Annotated in this window: 17 protein-coding genes; 7 read left to right on the top strand and 10 right to left on the bottom strand. The window is 69.3% G+C overall.

The window, feature by feature from the left end; translation table 11 throughout:
- Positions 1–90 precede the first annotated feature (90 nt).
- A complete protein-coding gene (locus G406_RS53855) occupies positions 91–1,680 on the top strand; it encodes an HNH endonuclease signature motif containing protein (protein ID WP_169736674.1) in 1,590 nt (529 codons plus the stop codon).
- 188 nt (positions 1,681–1,868) lie between these two features.
- Here the strand turns inward: G406_RS53855 and G406_RS46160 are convergent, their stop codons facing one another.
- Together G406_RS46160 and G406_RS0111095 are read right to left on the bottom strand one after the other, a co-directional pair.
- The gene (locus tag G406_RS46160) at positions 1,869–3,671 is read right to left on the bottom strand and encodes a metallophosphoesterase family protein (protein ID WP_051341941.1); all 1,803 of its coding nucleotides are present in this window, start codon (positions 3,669–3,671) and stop codon (positions 1,869–1,871) included.
- Between the two features lie 88 nt (positions 3,672–3,759).
- Complete coding sequence (locus tag G406_RS0111095; RefSeq protein WP_028933887.1) at positions 3,760–3,954, bottom strand: CsbD family protein; 195 nt, start codon at positions 3,952–3,954, stop codon at positions 3,760–3,762.
- 127 nt (positions 3,955–4,081) lie between these two features.
- Here G406_RS0111095 and G406_RS0111090 point away from each other — a divergent pair, with 127 nt between their 5' ends.
- On the top strand, positions 4,082–4,465 hold the full coding sequence (locus G406_RS0111090; protein ID WP_064742899.1) for an ArsR/SmtB family transcription factor: 384 nt from the start codon (positions 4,082–4,084) through the stop codon (positions 4,463–4,465).
- On the opposite strand, the gene G406_RS0111085 is transcribed toward G406_RS0111090, so the two are convergent.
- Positions 4,451–5,308: a CbtA family protein gene (locus tag G406_RS0111085; RefSeq protein ID WP_028933885.1), complete on the bottom strand. Its 858-nt coding sequence runs from the start codon at positions 5,306–5,308 to the stop codon at positions 4,451–4,453. The genes G406_RS0111090 and G406_RS0111085 overlap by 15 nt on opposite strands.
- A 19-nt stretch (positions 5,309–5,327) precedes the next feature.
- Positions 5,328–5,540: a CbtB domain-containing protein gene (locus tag G406_RS0111080; protein WP_028933884.1), complete on the bottom strand. Its 213-nt coding sequence runs from the start codon at positions 5,538–5,540 to the stop codon at positions 5,328–5,330.
- Positions 5,541–5,683: 143 nt separating this feature from the next.
- Here G406_RS0111080 and G406_RS0111075 point away from each other — a divergent pair, with 143 nt between their 5' ends.
- Entirely contained in the window at positions 5,684–6,226 is a 543-nt protein-coding gene (locus tag G406_RS0111075; protein WP_028933883.1) for a histidine phosphatase family protein, read from the top strand.
- Here G406_RS0111075 and G406_RS0111070 read toward each other — a convergent pair.
- Complete coding sequence (locus G406_RS0111070) at positions 6,223–6,609, bottom strand: hypothetical protein (protein ID WP_156934782.1); 387 nt, start codon at positions 6,607–6,609, stop codon at positions 6,223–6,225. The genes G406_RS0111075 and G406_RS0111070 overlap by 4 nt on opposite strands.
- Before the next feature lie 494 nt (positions 6,610–7,103).
- Here G406_RS0111070 and G406_RS56720 point away from each other — a divergent pair, with 494 nt between their 5' ends.
- Entirely contained in the window at positions 7,104–7,277 is a 174-nt protein-coding gene (locus G406_RS56720; protein WP_156934781.1) for a hypothetical protein, read from the top strand.
- Positions 7,278–7,398: 121 nt separating this feature from the next.
- A complete protein-coding gene (locus G406_RS46155; protein WP_064742892.1) occupies positions 7,399–9,867 on the top strand; it encodes an ABC transporter ATP-binding protein in 2,469 nt (822 codons plus the stop codon).
- A gap of 8 nt (positions 9,868–9,875) precedes the next feature.
- On the opposite strand, the gene G406_RS0111055 is transcribed toward G406_RS46155, so the two are convergent.
- A complete protein-coding gene (locus G406_RS0111055; protein ID WP_211241109.1) occupies positions 9,876–11,504 on the bottom strand; it encodes an ABC-F family ATP-binding cassette domain-containing protein in 1,629 nt (542 codons plus the stop codon).
- A 69-nt stretch (positions 11,505–11,573) separates the two neighbouring features.
- Here G406_RS0111055 and G406_RS0111050 point away from each other — a divergent pair, with 69 nt between their 5' ends.
- Positions 11,574–12,341, top strand: a complete 768-nt coding sequence (locus G406_RS0111050; protein ID WP_028933880.1) for a class I SAM-dependent methyltransferase — start codon at positions 11,574–11,576, stop codon at positions 12,339–12,341.
- Here the strand turns inward: G406_RS0111050 and G406_RS0111045 are convergent.
- The gene (locus tag G406_RS0111045) at positions 12,327–12,932 is read right to left on the bottom strand and encodes a TetR/AcrR family transcriptional regulator (RefSeq protein ID WP_028933879.1); all 606 of its coding nucleotides are present in this window, start codon (positions 12,930–12,932) and stop codon (positions 12,327–12,329) included. The genes G406_RS0111050 and G406_RS0111045 overlap by 15 nt on opposite strands.
- Before the next feature lie 82 nt (positions 12,933–13,014).
- Between G406_RS0111045 and G406_RS0111040 the strand changes: the two genes are divergently transcribed.
- Positions 13,015–13,830: an alpha/beta fold hydrolase gene (locus G406_RS0111040; protein WP_245607080.1), complete on the top strand. Its 816-nt coding sequence runs from the start codon at positions 13,015–13,017 to the stop codon at positions 13,828–13,830.
- A gap of 21 nt (positions 13,831–13,851) precedes the next feature.
- Here the strand turns inward: G406_RS0111040 and G406_RS0111035 are convergent, their stop codons facing one another.
- The 3 genes from G406_RS0111035 to G406_RS0111025 are packed head-to-tail and all read right to left on the bottom strand — an operon-like array spanning position 13,852 to position 17,302.
- Entirely contained in the window at positions 13,852–15,426 is a 1,575-nt protein-coding gene (locus G406_RS0111035; protein ID WP_028933877.1) for an ABC transporter permease, read from the bottom strand.
- The gene (locus G406_RS0111030) at positions 15,423–16,247 is read right to left on the bottom strand and encodes an ABC transporter ATP-binding protein (protein ID WP_028933876.1); all 825 of its coding nucleotides are present in this window, start codon (positions 16,245–16,247) and stop codon (positions 15,423–15,425) included. Before G406_RS0111030 ends, G406_RS0111035 begins: the two co-directional genes overlap by 4 nt.
- Complete coding sequence (locus tag G406_RS0111025; protein WP_037075977.1) at positions 16,244–17,302, bottom strand: ABC transporter substrate-binding protein; 1,059 nt, start codon at positions 17,300–17,302, stop codon at positions 16,244–16,246. The genes G406_RS0111030 and G406_RS0111025 overlap by 4 nt, the downstream gene beginning before the upstream one ends.
- Positions 17,303–17,306: the final 4 nt, after the last annotated feature.

The following is a 17,306-nucleotide window of genomic DNA, read 5'->3' as shown; positions in this document are numbered from 1 at the left end:
CTGTGACCGTTTGCCGCTGGTGGGGGTTTGTTGACTGGTTGACCTGCTGATTTCCTGGTTTTGTCGGTGTTCGAACGTATGATCGATGGCATGCAGGGTGGGGTGTCGGTCGGTTCCTGGCTCGCGGGTATGCCCGCCGGGCCAGTCCTCGGTGCTGTCCTGTCCGCCCTGGACATGAACGCGGTGTCCGATGACTTCGTCGTCGATGTGCTGCAAGCCTGTGGGCGTCAGCGTGCGCATGTCGAAGGGCTGTACACCGCGGCGGTCGCCACGGTGGTGCAACGTGGTTCGGTGGTGGGGTCGGAGCAGTACGCCTCTGATGAAGTACGCGCCGCGTTGACCTTGTCTCGGAGTCGGGCGCGGACCGAGTGCGATTTCGCCCAGGTTTTGTGTCTGGAGCTGCCGGCGGTGCACGCGGCGATGGTGGCGGGGCTGATCGACCGGGACCGGGCGATGGTGTTCACCCATCACCTCGCGGGTTTGCCTGAAGACTTGATCGCCGCGGTGATCGGGCGGGTGTTGCCGGTGGCGCCGGGGTTGACGGCGGGGCGGTTGCGGGCCCGAATCCTGAAGCTGATCATCACCGTGGAGCCGGACCGGGCCGAAGACCAGTACGAGCAAGCCCTGGCTGATCGGATGGTGGTGGGCTACCTCGACTCTGCGGGCACCGCCACGGTCACCGCCACCGGCCTACCACCCGATGAAGCGGCGGCGGCGACCGAGCGGATCGCGAAGCTGGCGGCCGATGCGAAACGCGCGGGGCATCGCGGGCGGATCGATCAGCTACGCGCCGACATCTTCCTACGCCTGCTCGATGGGAGGTTCCATCACCTCACCCGCGCTCAGATGATCGCCGCGCTGCTGGCCGAAACCTCACCGCCGAGTCCTGCCAACGAACCGGCCGACACCGACCCGGCCGAGGTTGAGCCCGTCGATATTGATTTCGGCGCTGAAGGGCCGGTGGAGGCTGTTGCCGAAGTGGGTCGGGTGTCGGGGATCGAGGTGCGGGCCCGGCTCGACACCCTCGCCGGACTCAACAACCTCCCCGGTGAACTCCCGGGCTGGGGCCCGATCCTCGGATCGGTCGCCCGACGCGCCACCGCCCGCCAACACAGCGGCCAATGGCGGTGGGTGGTCACCGATGCCGATGGCTATCTGATCGCCGAAGGCATCACCCACCGCCGACCCACCACCAGCCCACCCAGCTACCGCGCCGAAGGCGGGATCGTCGAACTCGCTATCCCCGCCACCACACTCGCCCAATTGGCCAAAGACCCACCGCGAGCGTGGGCCAAGGTGATCACCGACATCGCCACCCAATACCAGCAAGCCCGCGAACGCGACCCCGCCGAGAAACTCGACACCCAACCCGGGCGGCGACACCCGACCAACGCACTACGGCGATACACCCAAATCCGGGACCGCACCTGCACAGCACCAGGCTGCCGCCGATCAGCAGTCCAATCCGAACTCGACCACACCCACGACATCCAACACGGCGGACCCACCACCACAACCAACCTCGCACCCGCCTGCGCACACGACCACGCACTCAAACACCGAGGACGCTGGACAGTCACCCAACCCCAACCAGGCCACTTCCGCTGGACAAGCCCGCTCGGACGCAGCTACCCGACCCGAGGAGAACCCATCACCGACCCAGACCCGCCGCCGTTCTAGCTCGATGAGTGTGGAGCCGGCCGGCCGGACGGTTGCGGTCGGCCCGCTGCATGGTCGGTGACGGATTGCCGCTGCGTTCAGGCCGCGATGACCACCGCGAAGCGCTGATCTGACCGTTCTGGGTTCGTGCCCAAGCCAATCACCATCGGCACGGCAGGTCCCGATCCACCCCGGTCGGGACGATCCCATCACTGATCCCGTTCCATCCCCGCGGCTGCCGACGGAGGTGGGGCGGTGGGGCGTTTGGTGATGGTGATCGGCGGTTCGATCAGCTCCGGCGCGGGGGGCACGCCGTCGGCCGGACGGAACCACGGGCCGCGGGTGTCTCCTTCGGCCGCGAAGGTCCAGTGCACCACTTTGTCGATCTTCACCGGGAACACGGTCAGCGTGCCGTCCTCGGCGATCCGCAGGCGCAGGAAGCACTTGTAGTCCTGGATCGCCTGCGCGGAGAACAACTCCTCGGTGTTGACCCCGCGCGGCTTCACCATGTCGGCGAGCAGTAGGTAGAGCGCGACCACCAGTGGGCCGATCGCGGCGCCGACGAGGGCGCACAAGACCGCCACCGCCGCGGCGCGGCCAGAGGAGGGCCAGCCGAGCCGGTGACCGAGCAGCTCACCCAGGTACACCGTCGCAAGCACGACCACCAGGTGCGCGACGGTGTGCGCGAACCCGAGCCGATGTCGCAGCCGCCGGTACTTCCTGCTCAACGTCGTGAACGCGGCCAGCCCCAGGTAGACCGCGGCGATCAGCACGAGCGCCAGTACCAGGTCGGGCACGCTGACCGACCACCAGCGCGACCTGGCCAGCCCGGGCAGAGCCCTGGCCAGGGTCACCCCCAGCAACAGGTAGATCAGCGCGGGCACCGCCCAGAACTTCGGGCTGCGGAACACCGCGCCGAAGATCCCGGCGCGCAGACTCTTCGACGTCGCGGCGCTCGGGTAGCGCTCGGCCAGGTCGTAGCGCACGGGTGCGCGTTTGTTCGGGTCACGCGACTCGACCGGCGGCAGGTTCAGCGTCTCGGGCAGCTGATGGGTGCCGAACAGGTACGCGCCGCCACCCCCGGCGGTGATCTTCTGCTGCGCCGCCTCGTCCTGGCCCTGGTATCGGGCGTAGTGGTGCAGGTCGCCGGACAGCGACAGCCGCAGCATCGCGCGGTCCGGGATGACGGTGCGCTCGAAGTACTCCAGCGGCGCGTAGCCCTCCGGGTTGTCCGGGCCCGACTCCACCCAGGACGGCATCGCCCAGCACAGGATGATCGCGTCGTCCGGTTCCATCCGGCCGGCCATCTCGCGGAAATAGTCCAGCTGGGGTTCGTCGATGTCGTCGCCGAGCGCGACGTCGATCCCCCACAGCCACCAGCCGCCGGGTAGTTTCACCGCGAAGTAGCTGCGGGTCTGCGCGGTCTTCCAGCCGCCGATCCAGCGCCCCTGGCAGAACTGTCGCAGGAAGCTGGTCAGACCGTCGTACCAGTCGTGGTTGCCGGGCAGCGCGACCAGCCAGCGGGGCTCGTCCGCCCAGGGCAGCATCGCCCGGTAGGGCCCGACGATCCGGTCGTTGTAGTTGGCCATGGACGCGACCGGATACGCCTCGTCGCCGCCCATGACCAGCAATGACCCTGCCCGGGTTCGCTGCCCGTCGAGCTGCAGCTCGTCGCGCGCGAGCTGGCTGGCGACGGTCATGGCGCCGTCGACGCCGTCGCCGATGTCGGCCACGTAGTCGAGCCAGAAGTCGCCAGCCCGGGAGTCGCCAGCCCGGGAGTCGTCGGCCCGGCCGGAGAGGTCCAGCGGCTCACCGGACTCGGCGCGCTGCAGCTCACGCCGGTCCGCGTAGCTGCCGAACAGGGTGGAGATGGCGACCTGGACACCGGTACGGGCCAGGACGCCGGGGGCCAGCCAGGTCACCGGTGGGCGGGGGACGAAACCGATGTCCTCCGGCGCCGAGGTGCGCGGCCGCTGTGGTCGGTTGGTTCCGGGCGAGGGGAGCTGCGCCATACCCCCAATGATCGCGAGCAAAGCGAACCCCCGCTCACCCTGGGGTGAACGGGGGTTCGGCTCCGGTGGGAACGGAGTTCTGGGGGTCTTACTTCTTGAAGGCGTCCTTGACGTTGCCGGCGCTGTCCTTGAGGTGCTCACCAGCCTGCTTGACGTTCGCCTCGGTCTGGTCGCCCTTGCCCTCGTACTCGAGGGACTTGTCGTCCGTGGCCTTGCCGGCGCCTTCCTTGCCCTTGCCGATGGCCTCGTCGACCTTGTTCTTGGCCTTGTCGAACAAGCTCACGAGTTCCTCCTTCGCTCCAGCGTCCGAAGGTCGGGCGCTTGGTTGCTCACGGAGAGAATTCCCGGCGCGCAGGCAGCTGAAACGTGACCGCCCCAACACAGTCGCGGACACCGGGCACAATGGAGTGGTGCACCTCCTGGACCCGGACGACCCGCACACCATTGTCGACGGCGATCGCGTGTGCGAGGCCATCGCCGCCTTACCCGACCGCGAGACGCTGCACGACTGGGTCACCCGGTTCGCCCTGCTGGCCGACCAGACCAGGCTGATGCTGCTGCTGTGCATCCACAACGCCGGTGAGATCTGCGTGTCCGACCTGGCGGCGGCGACCAGGGTCAAGGACAGCACGGTGTCGCAGGCGTTGCGGCTGCTGCGGGCGCACGGAGTGGTGGGCACCCGCCGGGACGGGCGCACCATCCACTACCACCTGACCGAGGACAAGACACTGCATGCGCTGCTCGGACATCTCGCCACGACGTCCGAGGTCAGCATGCATTCACACCACGGGTGAGCTGACCTCGCGGTATGCACTGTCGCGCCGGTCGCCGAGCACACGGTCGGCGAGCGGGGCGAACACGAGCCCCAGCACGGTCCACAGCAACGCCTGCGCGGCGAGGGAGTAGAGCCGGAAGCTGTACAGGGCGTCGGGGTCGAAACCTGGGAAGACGATCGCACCCTCGGGGTTGCGCAGCGGCTGCGGCGTCTCGGTTGCCAGGTTCCCGTACTGGTCGATGTTGACCTGCAGCTGCCCCAACGACGGCAGGACCGCCATCAGCAGGCCGCTCAGCACGATGAAGACGCCGATGCCCGCCAGCGTGGCGTTCCAGTTACCCAGCCGCTCCGCAAGCCGCTGCCCCGCCCACAGCGCGATCAACGAGGCGACGACCGAGCCGACCACCATCACCAGGTACAGACCGGCGCGGTCGCTGATCGTGTCCTCGTGGCCGATGGCGGGCGGGTTGGCCGGGTACTTGACGAACGGCACCAGGTACAGCGTCGTGAAACAGCCGAGTGAGGTCAGCATGACCAGCGACCGAGGCTTCAACGCGCCGGTCCGCCCCCAGGCGAGGCAGAACGCCACGGCGAACAGCGCCCCGACACCGGCACCGAACAGCACCATGCCGAGACCGATGCCGAGGTTGCCCTGGACCGCTCTGCTGAACAGCTCCGGCCCGGCCTCCTCGACCGGCAGACCGGCGGCCTTGTTCAGCGCCTGCTGGGCCTCGTCCCTGGCGCCCTCGTAGTCGATGGCCGCTTGGATGACCGGCTCGGCGAAGATCCTGGCGAAGAGGAACGCGATCAGTCCGGCGAGCGCGCCGGCACCGACGCCGCGCAGGACAAGTGCTCTGACCACCGGAGTTTCTCAGTCCTTCTCAGTGGCAGGGGAAGCCGAGGAAGTGACGGGCGTCGTGGACGAGCTCGTGCACGACCATGGTGTTACCGAACACCGAGGTCGCACCCTCGTCGATACCGACGAAGTAGTAGAGCGCCAGGCCGAAGACCAGCGCGCCGATCAACCAGGGCAGAACCTCGGACACTGCAACCGGAACCGGCCGGACCTGTCCAATAGCGGGTGATGTCATCATCGTTCCTCTCCTGCGACTGGCACGCTGACCAGCCCGGGCGCGGTTCAACCGCGCTGCCGGGCAAGCTCACTGACGGTACGTCCCGGTCGGAGACCGGTCAACATCGTGATAGTTATACAAACGATCAGATGTGGAGGTGACGGTTGCGAATCTTTCTGCTGTGCCACGCCGCCACGTCGGCGACCCGTTCCGCCGCCTTCGCCGGTGACGAGTCGCTGGAGCCGAGGGAGATCGTCAGAACCGGAGCCGTCGCCGGGTCGCTGCCCCGGTTCGACCAGGCATTCCGTGCTCCCTCGACGCGCTGCCGCCAGACCGCCGACGCACTGGGACTGGACGCCTCCGCACACGACGCGCTCGCCGGCTGCGACTTCGGAGCGTGGACCGGCCGCACGCTGGATGATGTGCTGACCACCACACCCGATGCGCTCACGGCCTGGCTCAGCGATCCCTCAGCGACTCCGCACGACGGCGAGAGCCTCACCGCCCTGATTCAGCGGGTGGGCGGATGGCTGGACACCCGGGGCGATGCGAGAGCGATCCTGACGATCGCCGACCCCACGGTGATCAGGGCGGCACTGGTGCACGCGGTGGACGCACACCCTCGAGCGATCTGGCGTTTCGACGTGACACCCCTGAGCCTGATCACCCTGGTGGGCAACGCGGGCCGCTGGTCGGTCCGCTTCTAGAGCCAGCGTGCCGAGACGGCCGTCTCGCCGCCGTTGTCGCCCGCGGCGTCGAGGAGTGCGGCGACCTGAGTGCGCAGCGCCAGGGGCAGTTCCGTGCCCAGCTGCGAGCGACACCGCTCCGCGGCGTCCCGCACCTCGGTCACCATCGTCTGACACAGCCGGGCCACCGTCCCCGACGCATCCAGCTCGTCACGGGCGCGCGCGGGCAGCTGAGCCAGGCCGGCGAGGGTGCGCCGACCGATCGAGACGATCTCGGCGAGCTCCTCGACGACCGACCGCTGCGGCTCGACGCAGTTCGGACAGGTCAGCGCGATCCCGGTCACCGTGTCGGCGACCGTGAACCTGTGCTGGTGCTCGGTGGGGCACACCGGGCCCTTTGACATCGTCGTCTCCCTCACCACCGGATCAGTCGAACCCCACGATGGCGTCATCGCTGCACCTAACCGGAACGTGTCCATTCAGCATCGATCAGACCTGATCGAGTGAGTTGAGTTGGATCATAGCCCACTGTCGAGGGATCAGATGCAACGCACCGTAGTAACGATTGCCTCGTGAACCACTCCTGTGCCACCAAGAGTGTGATCAGTGATTACCAGCTGCTGTCGCGCACCTTGGCGGCCGTTCGAGTGAACACCCGAACGGCATCCACAACACCCCGGTAATTCACTACACAACTGTTTGCACTTTCGCCTCGACCGGGACAACCTGCGGATTCACCCGCTGAATTCCCCTTATTAGCCCTTTTGCCCATATCGACTGCTCCTGGGCTGTTCGGGTGGAACGCGCAAGGTCGTGAAACGTATTCGTCACCGACCGTCGATGACTCCCACAGCGGCCACCCCGAGGTCGCTACGGATTGATTCAGGAAGGACCTCTCATGGCCTTGATCGTCACCAACATCCTGTCCAGCTCTCGCCGTGGCGGCGGCGGACGCGACCGGGACTGCGACGACCGTTCGTCACGTCGCCGCCACCGCGACGACGACTGCCACCGCCGCCTCAAGCGCGACTGCGACTCGCACCGAGGCGGACGCGGCCGGGGTCGCTGCTAGACGGGCGAGAAACCTCAGGCGGTTCCGTCCGGGTCCCCACCCGGGCGGGACCGCCTCGTTTCCGCACTTCTTCATGGGTACGCATCGAAAAGCATCCCGACGGTCCGCTCCCCAACGCACCGTGTCACGTTCGACCTCCGCCGCTCCCCCGCCCGACGTCGACGCCCTCGCCACCACGACGCTGCTCGCGGTCGTCCCGCCGATGACCTCGGAGGTGGCCGCCGCGCCGGTCGCCAGCATCCGCACGATCTTCCGGGTGTTCTGGCCGGACACCGCGACGTTCCGGGGCCGGCTGTTCCTGAGCCTGGTCATGGTGGCTCTGCCGCCGTTGCTCGCCGCGGCGGGCATCTACCTGTTCAAGGTGCTGGTCGACGACGTTCTCACCCCCCGCGACCTCGGGCGGTTTCCGATTGTCGCGGCGGCCTTCATCGCGGTCACGTTGCTGGAGGGCATCGTCGGCTTCATCGACGAATACCTGAACGCCTGGGTCGCCGAACGGTTCGTACTCGTCCTACGGTCGCGCGTTTTCGACCACTTGCAGAATCTGTCCTTGACTTTCTTCGAGAGTCGTCAGCACGGTGACATCCTCACTCGTCTCACCGGCGATGTGACCGCCATCGAAGAATTGATGCTCTCCGGGCTCAACCAGGCCCTCACCTACATCTTTCAGATCATTTTCTTCGCCGGCGCGCTGTTCATTCTCGACTGGCGACTCGCCGCCGTCGCACTGATCGCGGCGCCCGGATTTCTTCTGCTCGCCCGGTTCTTCTCCACCCGCATCAAGGACGCGTCCCGGGAGCGGCGACGGCGGTCCGGGTCCATCACCGCGGTCGCCGAGGAGAGCCTGCACAACGTCGCGCTGGTCCAGGCGTACGACCAGCAGGCGCGGGAGTCCGCCCGGTTCCAGCGAGAGAACCTCGGCAGCTTCACCGCGCAGATGCTCGCCACCAAGCTCGAGGCGCTGTTCGCCCCGTTCACCGATCTGCTGCAGGCCCTCGGCGTGCTGCTGGTGGTCGGCATCGGCATCCGTGAGCTGATCGCCGGACGCCTGACCCTCGGCGGCCTGCTGATCTTCCTCGGCTACCTCAGCCAGCTGTACGGCCCGATCACCGGGTTCGGCAACCTGATCAACTCGATCTACAGCGCCAGCGCGGGCGCCGAGCGGATCATCGAGATCCTCGAGACCGAACCCGAGGTCCGCAACCCCGTCCAGCCGGTTCCGCTACGCCGGGCCACCGGCGACCTGACCGTCGAGCGGGTCGGGTTCCACTACCCCGGCAGCGAACGTCCGACGCTCGCCGAGATCAGCTTCACCGCCGGCGCGGGCGAGACGATCGCCGTCGTCGGCGCGAGCGGCGCGGGCAAGTCGACGCTCATGCGGTTGCTGCTGCGGCTGCACGACCCGGCCATGGGCTCGATCAGCCTCGACGGCACCGACATTCGCGCGCTGAGCCTCGCCGACCTGCGGCGCAACATCGCCGTTGTCCTGCAGGAGACCCTGGTCTTCGACGGCACGGTGGCGGAGAACATCCAGTGGGGCCGGCCGGACGCCACCCCGGCCGACGTCGTGGCCGCCGCGCGCACCGCCGACGCGCACCAGTTCATCAGCGGCCTGCCCAGCGGCTACCACACCCGGATCGGTCAACGCGGCATGATGCTGTCCGGCGGTCAGCGCCAACGCATCGCGCTGGCCAGGGCGATCATCCGCAACGCACCGGTGCTGCTACTCGACGAACCGACCACCGGGCTGGACGCCGCCGCCAGCAAACGCGTGCTGGAACCGCTGCGCCGCGCGATGGAGGGCCGCACCACCATCGTCATCTCGCACAACCTGCTGACCGTGACCGATGCGGATCGCATCGTCTATCTGGAACACGGTCGGCTCGTCGGGTACGGCACGCACGCCGAGCTGATGGACCGCGCGTCCGGCTACGCCGAGCTGTACCGGCTGCACCATCCGGGAGCCGAGCTGCCTCAGCCCCGTCAGATCCCGGACCCTCCGGCGGCCAAGGCCCCGGAGCGCCCGGGTACCGGCTGGCATCCCACGCCGTACCGACGGTCGCGGCCACGGCCGTCGAGCCCCGGCCTCGTCTCCCGGCGGCCGGCCTCCAGCCCACCCACACCCAGTCCCGCTCCGCGCCCGAGCCCGACACCCCGACCCAGCCCGTCGCCCAGGCCGGGCCCGTCGCCCAAACCCGGTCCGTCGCCCGAGCCGAACCCAACTCCCCGGCCCAGTCCCACACCTCGGCCTCGTCCGCGGACCAATCCGGACTGGCGTTCAGACCTCACGCCGCCACCACCGACCAGGCCGGCGCCGAAGCGCACGTCGGTCACCGAGACCGAGCCGGTGGAACCGGCCGTGATGCCGACGCCCGCGTCTGTGCAACCGGACCCGAACAGGAGTGCCGCTCGCGCACCTCGGCCGGTGCCGAAACCCCGCATGGCGCCGATCCCGATCCCGGTTCCCGCCCAGCGCGGTGCACCGACACCGCGTCCGGCCGGTCGCCCGGCGCCGGCGCCGGCTCCCATCGCGGGGCGGCAACGGCCCCTGAGCTGGTCCGACGACGAGCCGTTCGACACCACGACCTGACCGGGTGACTAGCGGGTGCGGGCCACCCGGGACTCGTCCCAGACGGGGGTGTCGGACTCGGTGACCGTTCCGTCCGCTCGGAAGATCAGGAAACGGTCCAGGGAGTCGGCGAACCAGCGGTCGTGGGTGACCGTGACGACCGTGCCGGTGAACTGGTCCAGGGCGGTCTGCAGTGCTTCGGCCGAGGTCAGGTCCAGGTTGTCGGTCGGCTCGTCCAGGAGCAGCAGCGTCGCGCCGGACAGTTCCAGCAACAGAATCTGGAAGCGGGCCTGCTGCCCACCGGACAACGTCTCGAACCGCTGGTCGCCGCACTCGCCCAGGCCGTAGCGGCTGAGCACCGACATCGCGGGACCTCGGCCCATCCCGGCCCGGTCGTCGTCGCCGCGCCACAGCAGATCCACCAGCGTCGATCCGACCCATTCCGGGTGCTCGTGGGTCTGGGCGAACAGCCCGGGCACCACGCGTGCGCCCAGCCGGCACACTCCGGTGTGCGCGACCTCGCCACCGCCGAGCAGCCGCAGGAAGTGACTCTTGCCCGATCCGTTGGAGCCCAGCACCGCCAGCCGGTCTCCGAAGAACACCTCGGTGTCGAACGGCTTCATCAGACCGGTCAGCTCGAGCCGCTCGCAGGTGATCGCCCGCACCCCCGTCCGCCCGCCGCGCAACCTCGGCCGGAGCTTCTCCTGGCGGGGCATCTCCGGCGGGCGCGGCGACTCCTCGTACTTGCGCAGCCTGGTCTGCATCGCGCGGTACCGCGACGCCATGTCCTCGCTGATCGCGGCCTGCTGGCGCAGCGTGAACACCAGCTCACGCAGCCGCTTGTGCTCCTCGTCCCACCGTTTGTGCAGCTCCGCGATGCGTTCCCAGCGCGCTTCGCGGGCCTCGTGCCAGGTCCGGAAGCTGCCACCGTGCACCCACGTGGTCCCGGCCTCCAGCGTGATCACCTGGGTGGCCGAGGTCGCGAGCAGCTCCCGGTCGTGGCTGACCAGCAGAACCGCCTTGCCGGTCTCCGCGAGGCGCCCCTCCAGCCAGCGTTTGCCGGGGACGTCGAGGTAGTTGTCCGGCTCGTCGAGCAGCAGGACCTGTTCGGGGCCGCGCAGCAGTGCCTCGAGCGCGAGCCGTTTCTGCTCGCCGCCGGACAGGCTGCGCACCCCCCGGTACTTCGCCCGGTCGAACGGCACACCGAGCGCGGCGACGGTGGCGGTGTCCCACAGCACCTCGACGTCGTAGCCGCCCGCCTCGCCCCATGCGGCGAGCGCACTCGCGTACCGCATCTGGGTGGGTTCGTCCTCGGTGTCCATCAGCAGCAGCTCGACCTCGTCGAGCTCCGCGGCCGCGTCACGCAGTGCGCGCGGGGCGACCGAGAGCATCAGGTCGCGCACCGTCTTGTCGTCCCGCACCGAACCGATGAACTGCGGCATGACGCCGAGCCCGCCCTGGACCGTGACGCCGCCGTCGCCCGCGTCGAGCTGGCCGGACAGGATCCGCAGCAGGGTCGTCTTTCCCGCGCCGTTCGAGCCGACCAGCGCGGCGATGGTTCCGCTGGCCACCCGGAAGCTCACGTCACGGAAGAGCTCGCGCCCGTCGGCCAGTCGATACGCCAGTCCGCTGGCCTCCAGGAATCCCACACGGCGCATGATGCCCGCACCGGCCCACCCGGCGCTAACCGGTTTGTGCGCGGCAGCCGGCGCCGTCATGATCATCCGATGCCTCGACGATTCGACGAACTGGTCGCGGAGGCCGACTCCGTCTCCGTGGACGGCTGGGACTTCTCCTGGCTGGACGGCCGCGCGACCGAACAACGCCCCAGCTGGGGATACCAGCGCCTGATGGGCGAACGGCTCGCCACGGTCGACGCCGCGTTGGACATCCAGACCGGCGGCGGTGAGGTGCTCGCCGGAGCACCGACGATGCCCCCGGTGATGGCCGCGACCGAGTCCTGGCCGCCGAACGTGGCGAAAGCGACCGCGCTGCTGCGACCGCGTGGAGTCGTGGTAGTCGCCGACGAGGACGAGCCGCCGCTTCCGTTCGCCGACGGCACGTTCGACCTGGTGACCAGCAGGCACCCGGTGAAGGCCTGGTGGTCCGACATCGCCAGGGTGCTGCGCCCGGGCGGCACCTACCTGTCCCAGCACGTCGGGCCGGCGAGCGTGTTCGAGCTGTGCGAGTACTTCCTGGGGCCGCTGCCCGCCGAGAACCACCGGGCGCGCCATCCCGACGACGCCCGCGCGGACGCCCAGGCCGCTGGGCTGGAGGTCGTCGACCTGCGCGCCGAGTCCCTGCGGATGGAGTTCTTCGACGTCGGTGCGGTGACCTACTTCCTGCGCAAGGTCATCTGGATGGTGCCCGGCTTCACCGTCGAGCGGTACCGCGACCGGCTGCGGGAGATGCACGAGCAGATCGAGCGCGAAGGCCCGTTCGTGGCGCACTCGACCCGGTTCCTGATCGAGGCCCGCACCTCAGTTCTCCAGTAGCCGGTCCAGCAGGATCTCCAGCGCCACCTGGGCGTCGGGCAGCGCGGCTTCGGGTTGCTCGGCGCGCGCGATGAGCTGCGCGGCCTCACCGACGGCGGCGAGCACCAGGTGGGCGAGCGTGTCGGCGGTGTCGACCGGGAACCGTCCGGTGCGCGCGAGCTCGCGCAGCACCGCCTTGGTCGCGCCGAGCGTGTGCTGCTCGTCGATCTGCCGCCAGCGGGTCCAACCGACCACCGAGGGCGCGTCGAGCAGGACGATCCGCTGGATCGCGGGGTCGGCGGTGCACCGCAGCCAGGCGAGGCACCCGGCACGGAGCATGCCGGCCGGGTCCGAGTGGCCGAGAGCCGCCTCCCGCACCTGTTCGGCGAGCTCGACGGTCACCTGGTCGAGCACGGCGTCGAACAGCGCGGTCTTGTTCGTGAAGTGGTGGTAGAGCGCACCCCTGGCGACACCGGTCGACTCCAGGATGGCCTCGATCGACGTGGCGTCGAACCCGGACTCACCGAAGTGCGCGCGGGCCGAGGCGATCAGCCTGGCCCGGGTGTCTCGTCCCCTGCGTACCCGGCCGTCGTCGGGTGCTGCGCTTCCCACGAAGGCATACTAGACCGCTGGTCGGTTTCTTGTTAGCTTTCAGACCGTCAGTCGGTTTGAATCATCGAGGAGCGTGACCACCATGGAGTTCTGTCAGGTCGACGGGCTGAAGGTCGCCTACCGGGAGGCCGGCACCGGTCCGGCGGTGTTGCTCGTGCACGGCTGGCCGACGTCGTCGTACCTGTGGCGGAACGTCCTGCCGGCGATCGCCGAGCACAACCGGGTGGTCGCGGTCGACCTGCCGGGGTTCGGTGAGTCCGACAAACCGCTGCGCCGCTACGACTTCGCGTTCTTCGACCGTTTCCTCGACGGGTTCCTGGCCGAGCTGGGCATCGGGAAGGTCGCTCTCGGTGTGCACGACATCGGCGGCCCGATCGCCCTGCACTGGGCGCTGAACAGGCTCGATCGGCTCACCGGCCTCGCGCTGCTCAACACCCTCGTCTACCCGGAGTTCTCCGAGGAGGCGATCGACTTCGTCCGGACCCTGCTGAGCCCGGACCGGCGCGCGCAGCTCACCGGCCCGGAGGGGCTCGCCGAGATCCTGCGCGCGGGAGTGGCCGACGGGCCGATGCTCAGCGACGAGGTGATCGCGGCGGTCCGCGCGCCGTTCGTCACCGAGCAGGCGCAGCGGGCGCTGGCCGCGGCCGGATCCGGTCTGAGCGTGTCCGGCTTCGAGGACATCGCTCGACTGCTGCCCGAGGTGGCCGTGCCGGTGCGGGTCGTCTACGGCGTGCGGGACAGGCTCCTGCCCGACATCGAGGACACCGTGGCGAAGCTGCGCGTGGACCTGCCGCACGCCGAGATCACGTCACTGCCGGACAACGGCCACTTCATCCAGGAGGAGTCCCCGGCCCAGGTGGCCGCGCTCCTCACCACCTTCTTCACCGCGCTGCTCTGACACTCAAGCGGAGGCCGGCAGCTAGGTGAGGCGGCGGGTTGCGGCTGATTCCAGCCAGGTGAGGAGACTGAACAGGACCACGGACACCGCCGTCACCACCACCACGGCGGCCCACAGGGTCGCGAAATCGGAGTTGATCGTCGACACCGAGATCAGCGTGCCGAGCCCGTCCCCGGTCGCCAGGTACTCGGCGAGCACCGCGCCGAGCAACGCACCGGGGATGGCGATGCGGGCGCTCACCGCGAGCGCGGGCAGCGCGTACCGCAGCTTGATCGTGACCATCGCGCGCACCCAGCCCACCGAGTACGCACGGATCAGGTCCAGCGCGGGCGCCGGCACCTCACGCAGCGCCGCGACCAGGTTGACCAGCGTCGGCACCAGCGTGATCGTCGTGGCCAGCACGGTCACGCCGAGCAGCCCACGACCGAACACCAGCGCGACCAGCGGTGTCATCGCCACCAGCGGGATCGAGCGCAGCGCGAGCGCGATGGGCAGGAACATCGCCTCGACGAACGGCGAGCTTAGCATCAGTACCGCGAGCAGCACGGCAAGCACCGTGCCGACGACGTAGCCCGCACCGGCATCACGCAACGTCACGAGCAGGCCGTCGAGGATCACGGTGCGATGCTCGCCCGAACCCTCACCGGCCAGGTGGTCGAACACCTGCGCCGGGCTCTTCGCCAGGTACGGGTCGAGCCCGAACACGACGAGCAGCCCCCACCACAGGACCACGGTGCCGACCAGTGCGAGAGCGATCCGGCCCAAGCCGGAGACGAACCGCGCGCCGAGACCGCCGGTCGGCTCCAGCGCCCGACGAGACTCGGCGGTCTCGTTCGTCACGGCGGTGAACCGGAACCGGTGACCGAGGAACGCGACGACCAGATATGCGGCACCAGCCACCGCCGTGGCCAGCAGCGCGAGCGCCCAGACCCTCGACACCTCCAGAGCCAGCTGGGCCTGCACGAGAGCGACACCGAGACCGCTGTCACCACCGAGGTACTCACCGACGATCGCGCCGAGCACCGCGGCGGGCGCCGACAGCCCCACCGAGGCGACGAGCGCGGGCACGGCGGCGCGGACCCGGATGTGCAGCAGCGCGAACACCGGGCTCCCGCCGGTCACGTGCACCAGCTCCAGCGCGGACGTCGTGGCGCTGGACAGCCCGAGCACCGCACCGAGCATCGTGATGAACAGGACCGACAGCGCGGAGATGATCACCTTGGCCTGGTCGGCGTCGAGCAGCACCGCGAGCACCGGGCCGACCGCAACCGCGGGGGCGCAGTAGCTCGCGGCGGCCAGCCGGGTCAGCGTGGGACGGGTCGCCGGCAGCAGCAGACACACCGCGGCCAACGCCAGCGCGATGACGTTGCCGATCAGGAAGCCGCGCAGCGCCTCCCACCCGGTGGTCAGCAGGCTCTCGAGGTAGAAGCCGTCGGCGACGAGCTTGTCGAGCACCGCCGTCGGCGCCGGCACGACGTGCCGCCTGGTCCCGCCCATCGCCGCCGCGATCGACCAGACGCCCAGCAGCACGGCGACACCGAGCGTCGCCGGGAACCACCTGCCGCTGAGCACCGCCCGGGGCGCGAGCGTCGTCATTCGACCGGTGCCGAGGTCGAGACACCGAACAGCACGTCGGTCAGCTCGTCGCACAGCTCGTGGAACCGGGACGTGCGCAGCATGTCGATCGTCCTCGGCCTGGGCAGGTCGATCGTCACGTGCCTGACCACCCTGCCCGGCCGGGGGGCGAGCACCGCGACCTGGTCGGCGAGGAACACCGCCTCGCTGACCGAGTGCGTGACCAGCAGCGTCGTCGTCGCGTGCTGTGCCCAGACCCGCAGCAGCTCCAGGTTGAGCCGCTGGCGGGTCAGCTCGTCGAGCGCGCCGAACGGCTCGTCGAGCAGCAGCACCCTGGGGTCGTGCACCAAGGCCCTGGCGATCGCGACGCGCTGCCGCATGCCACCGGACAGCTCGGCGGGCTTGGCCTTGGCGAACCCGGCGAGACCGACCAGTTCCACCAGCTCGTCGATGTCGGCCATGTCGATCCGCTGCCCCGCCGCCTGCAACGGCAGCTTGATGTTGTCGACGACGCTGCGCCAGGGCAGCAGCGCCGCGTCCTGGAACGCGATGCCGAGGTGGTGCGCGGCCCGCGCCGCCGCCGGGGCCTCGCCGTGCACCAGCACCTCACCGGCGCTGGGCTGCTCCAGGTCCGCGAGCACGCGCAGCATCGTCGACTTGCCGCAACCGGACGGACCGAGCAGTGCCAGGAACCCGCCCCTCGGCACCGACAGATCGACCGAGGACAGCGCCTCGACCGTCCTGCCCCGCGCGGTGAACCGCTTGCTCACCCCGCGCACATGGATGCCGTCGCTCTGCCCGCTGTGCATCTCGGTCGCCTCGGCGGCAACGCGAGCCGTCATGCAGTCGCCTTGCCCTGGTACACCTGCTCGAGAATCTCGGTGGTGAACATGTCCGGCGTGGCCTTCGAACCGCCGAGCGCGAGGGAGCGCGAGCAGTCGGCGATCTTCTGATCGGTCATCCAGAACAGCCCGTGCGCACGGGTGTCGGCGTCGACGACCAGCGCGTTCTGCGCCTGCGCCTGCCGGACCTGCTGCGTCTGGTCGAGCTTGGCCTCGACGGCGTACTTGGTCACCGCGAGCGTCGCGGCGGCCGCCGGGTCCTTGACCGCCAGCTGCCAGCCCTGCGCCTCGGCCTTCATCAGCGCGATCACCTTCGCGCGCTGCTCCGGGTCGGTCAGCGACGAACTCTTCGCGATGTAGACGTCCTCGAGCAGCGGGTAGTCGAAGTCACCGAACATGAAGGTGACCGCGGGGATGCCCATGACCTCGAGGATGATCGGCTCGTTCGTGTAGAACGCCATGAAGCCGTCGACCTCGCCGGTCGCCAGCGGTGTCGGGTCGAACTGGATCTTCACCACGTTGATGGCCGAGGCAGGGATCTTGTTGGCGGCGAGGAAGGCCTGCCAGACGGGCGTGTTCGTGTCCGAGACACCGATCTTCCTACCGACCATGTCCTGCGGCGTCCGGATCGGCTTCTCGGCCGTGGACACCACACAGAACGGGTTCTTCTGGTAGCCGGCACCGATGATCTTCAGGTCGGCGCCGTTGGTGATCGCATTGACCACCTCGGCGGTGTGCGTGATGCCGACCAGCGCCTTGCCGCTCTGCACGACCGGCTCCGGCGCGACGCTCGGACCGCCCGCGATGAGCGTGACATCCAGGCCGCCCGCCTTGTAGAGGCCCTTCTCGGCAGCCATCAGACTGCCGGCGAACTGCACGTTCTTCAGGTAGTTCAGCTGCAGACCGACAGCACTGCCGGACGTCGCCGACTGGCCACCGCACGCGGACAGCAGGCTGCCGCCGGCCGCCAGGGCGGCGGCGCCACCCAACGCCGCCGTCAGGAACCCACGCCTGCGCATCGGCGTGCGCAGCACCGGTGACCGTGCGTCGTTCATTGAG

The organism is Actinospineispora spinosispora DSM 44797, from assembly GCF_000429025.1.
GTDB lineage: Bacteria > Actinomycetota > Actinomycetes > Mycobacteriales > Pseudonocardiaceae > Pseudonocardia > Pseudonocardia spinosispora.
The sequence above is the reverse complement of the archived record's forward strand: the minus strand, read 5'-3'. Positions and strand labels throughout refer to the sequence as shown.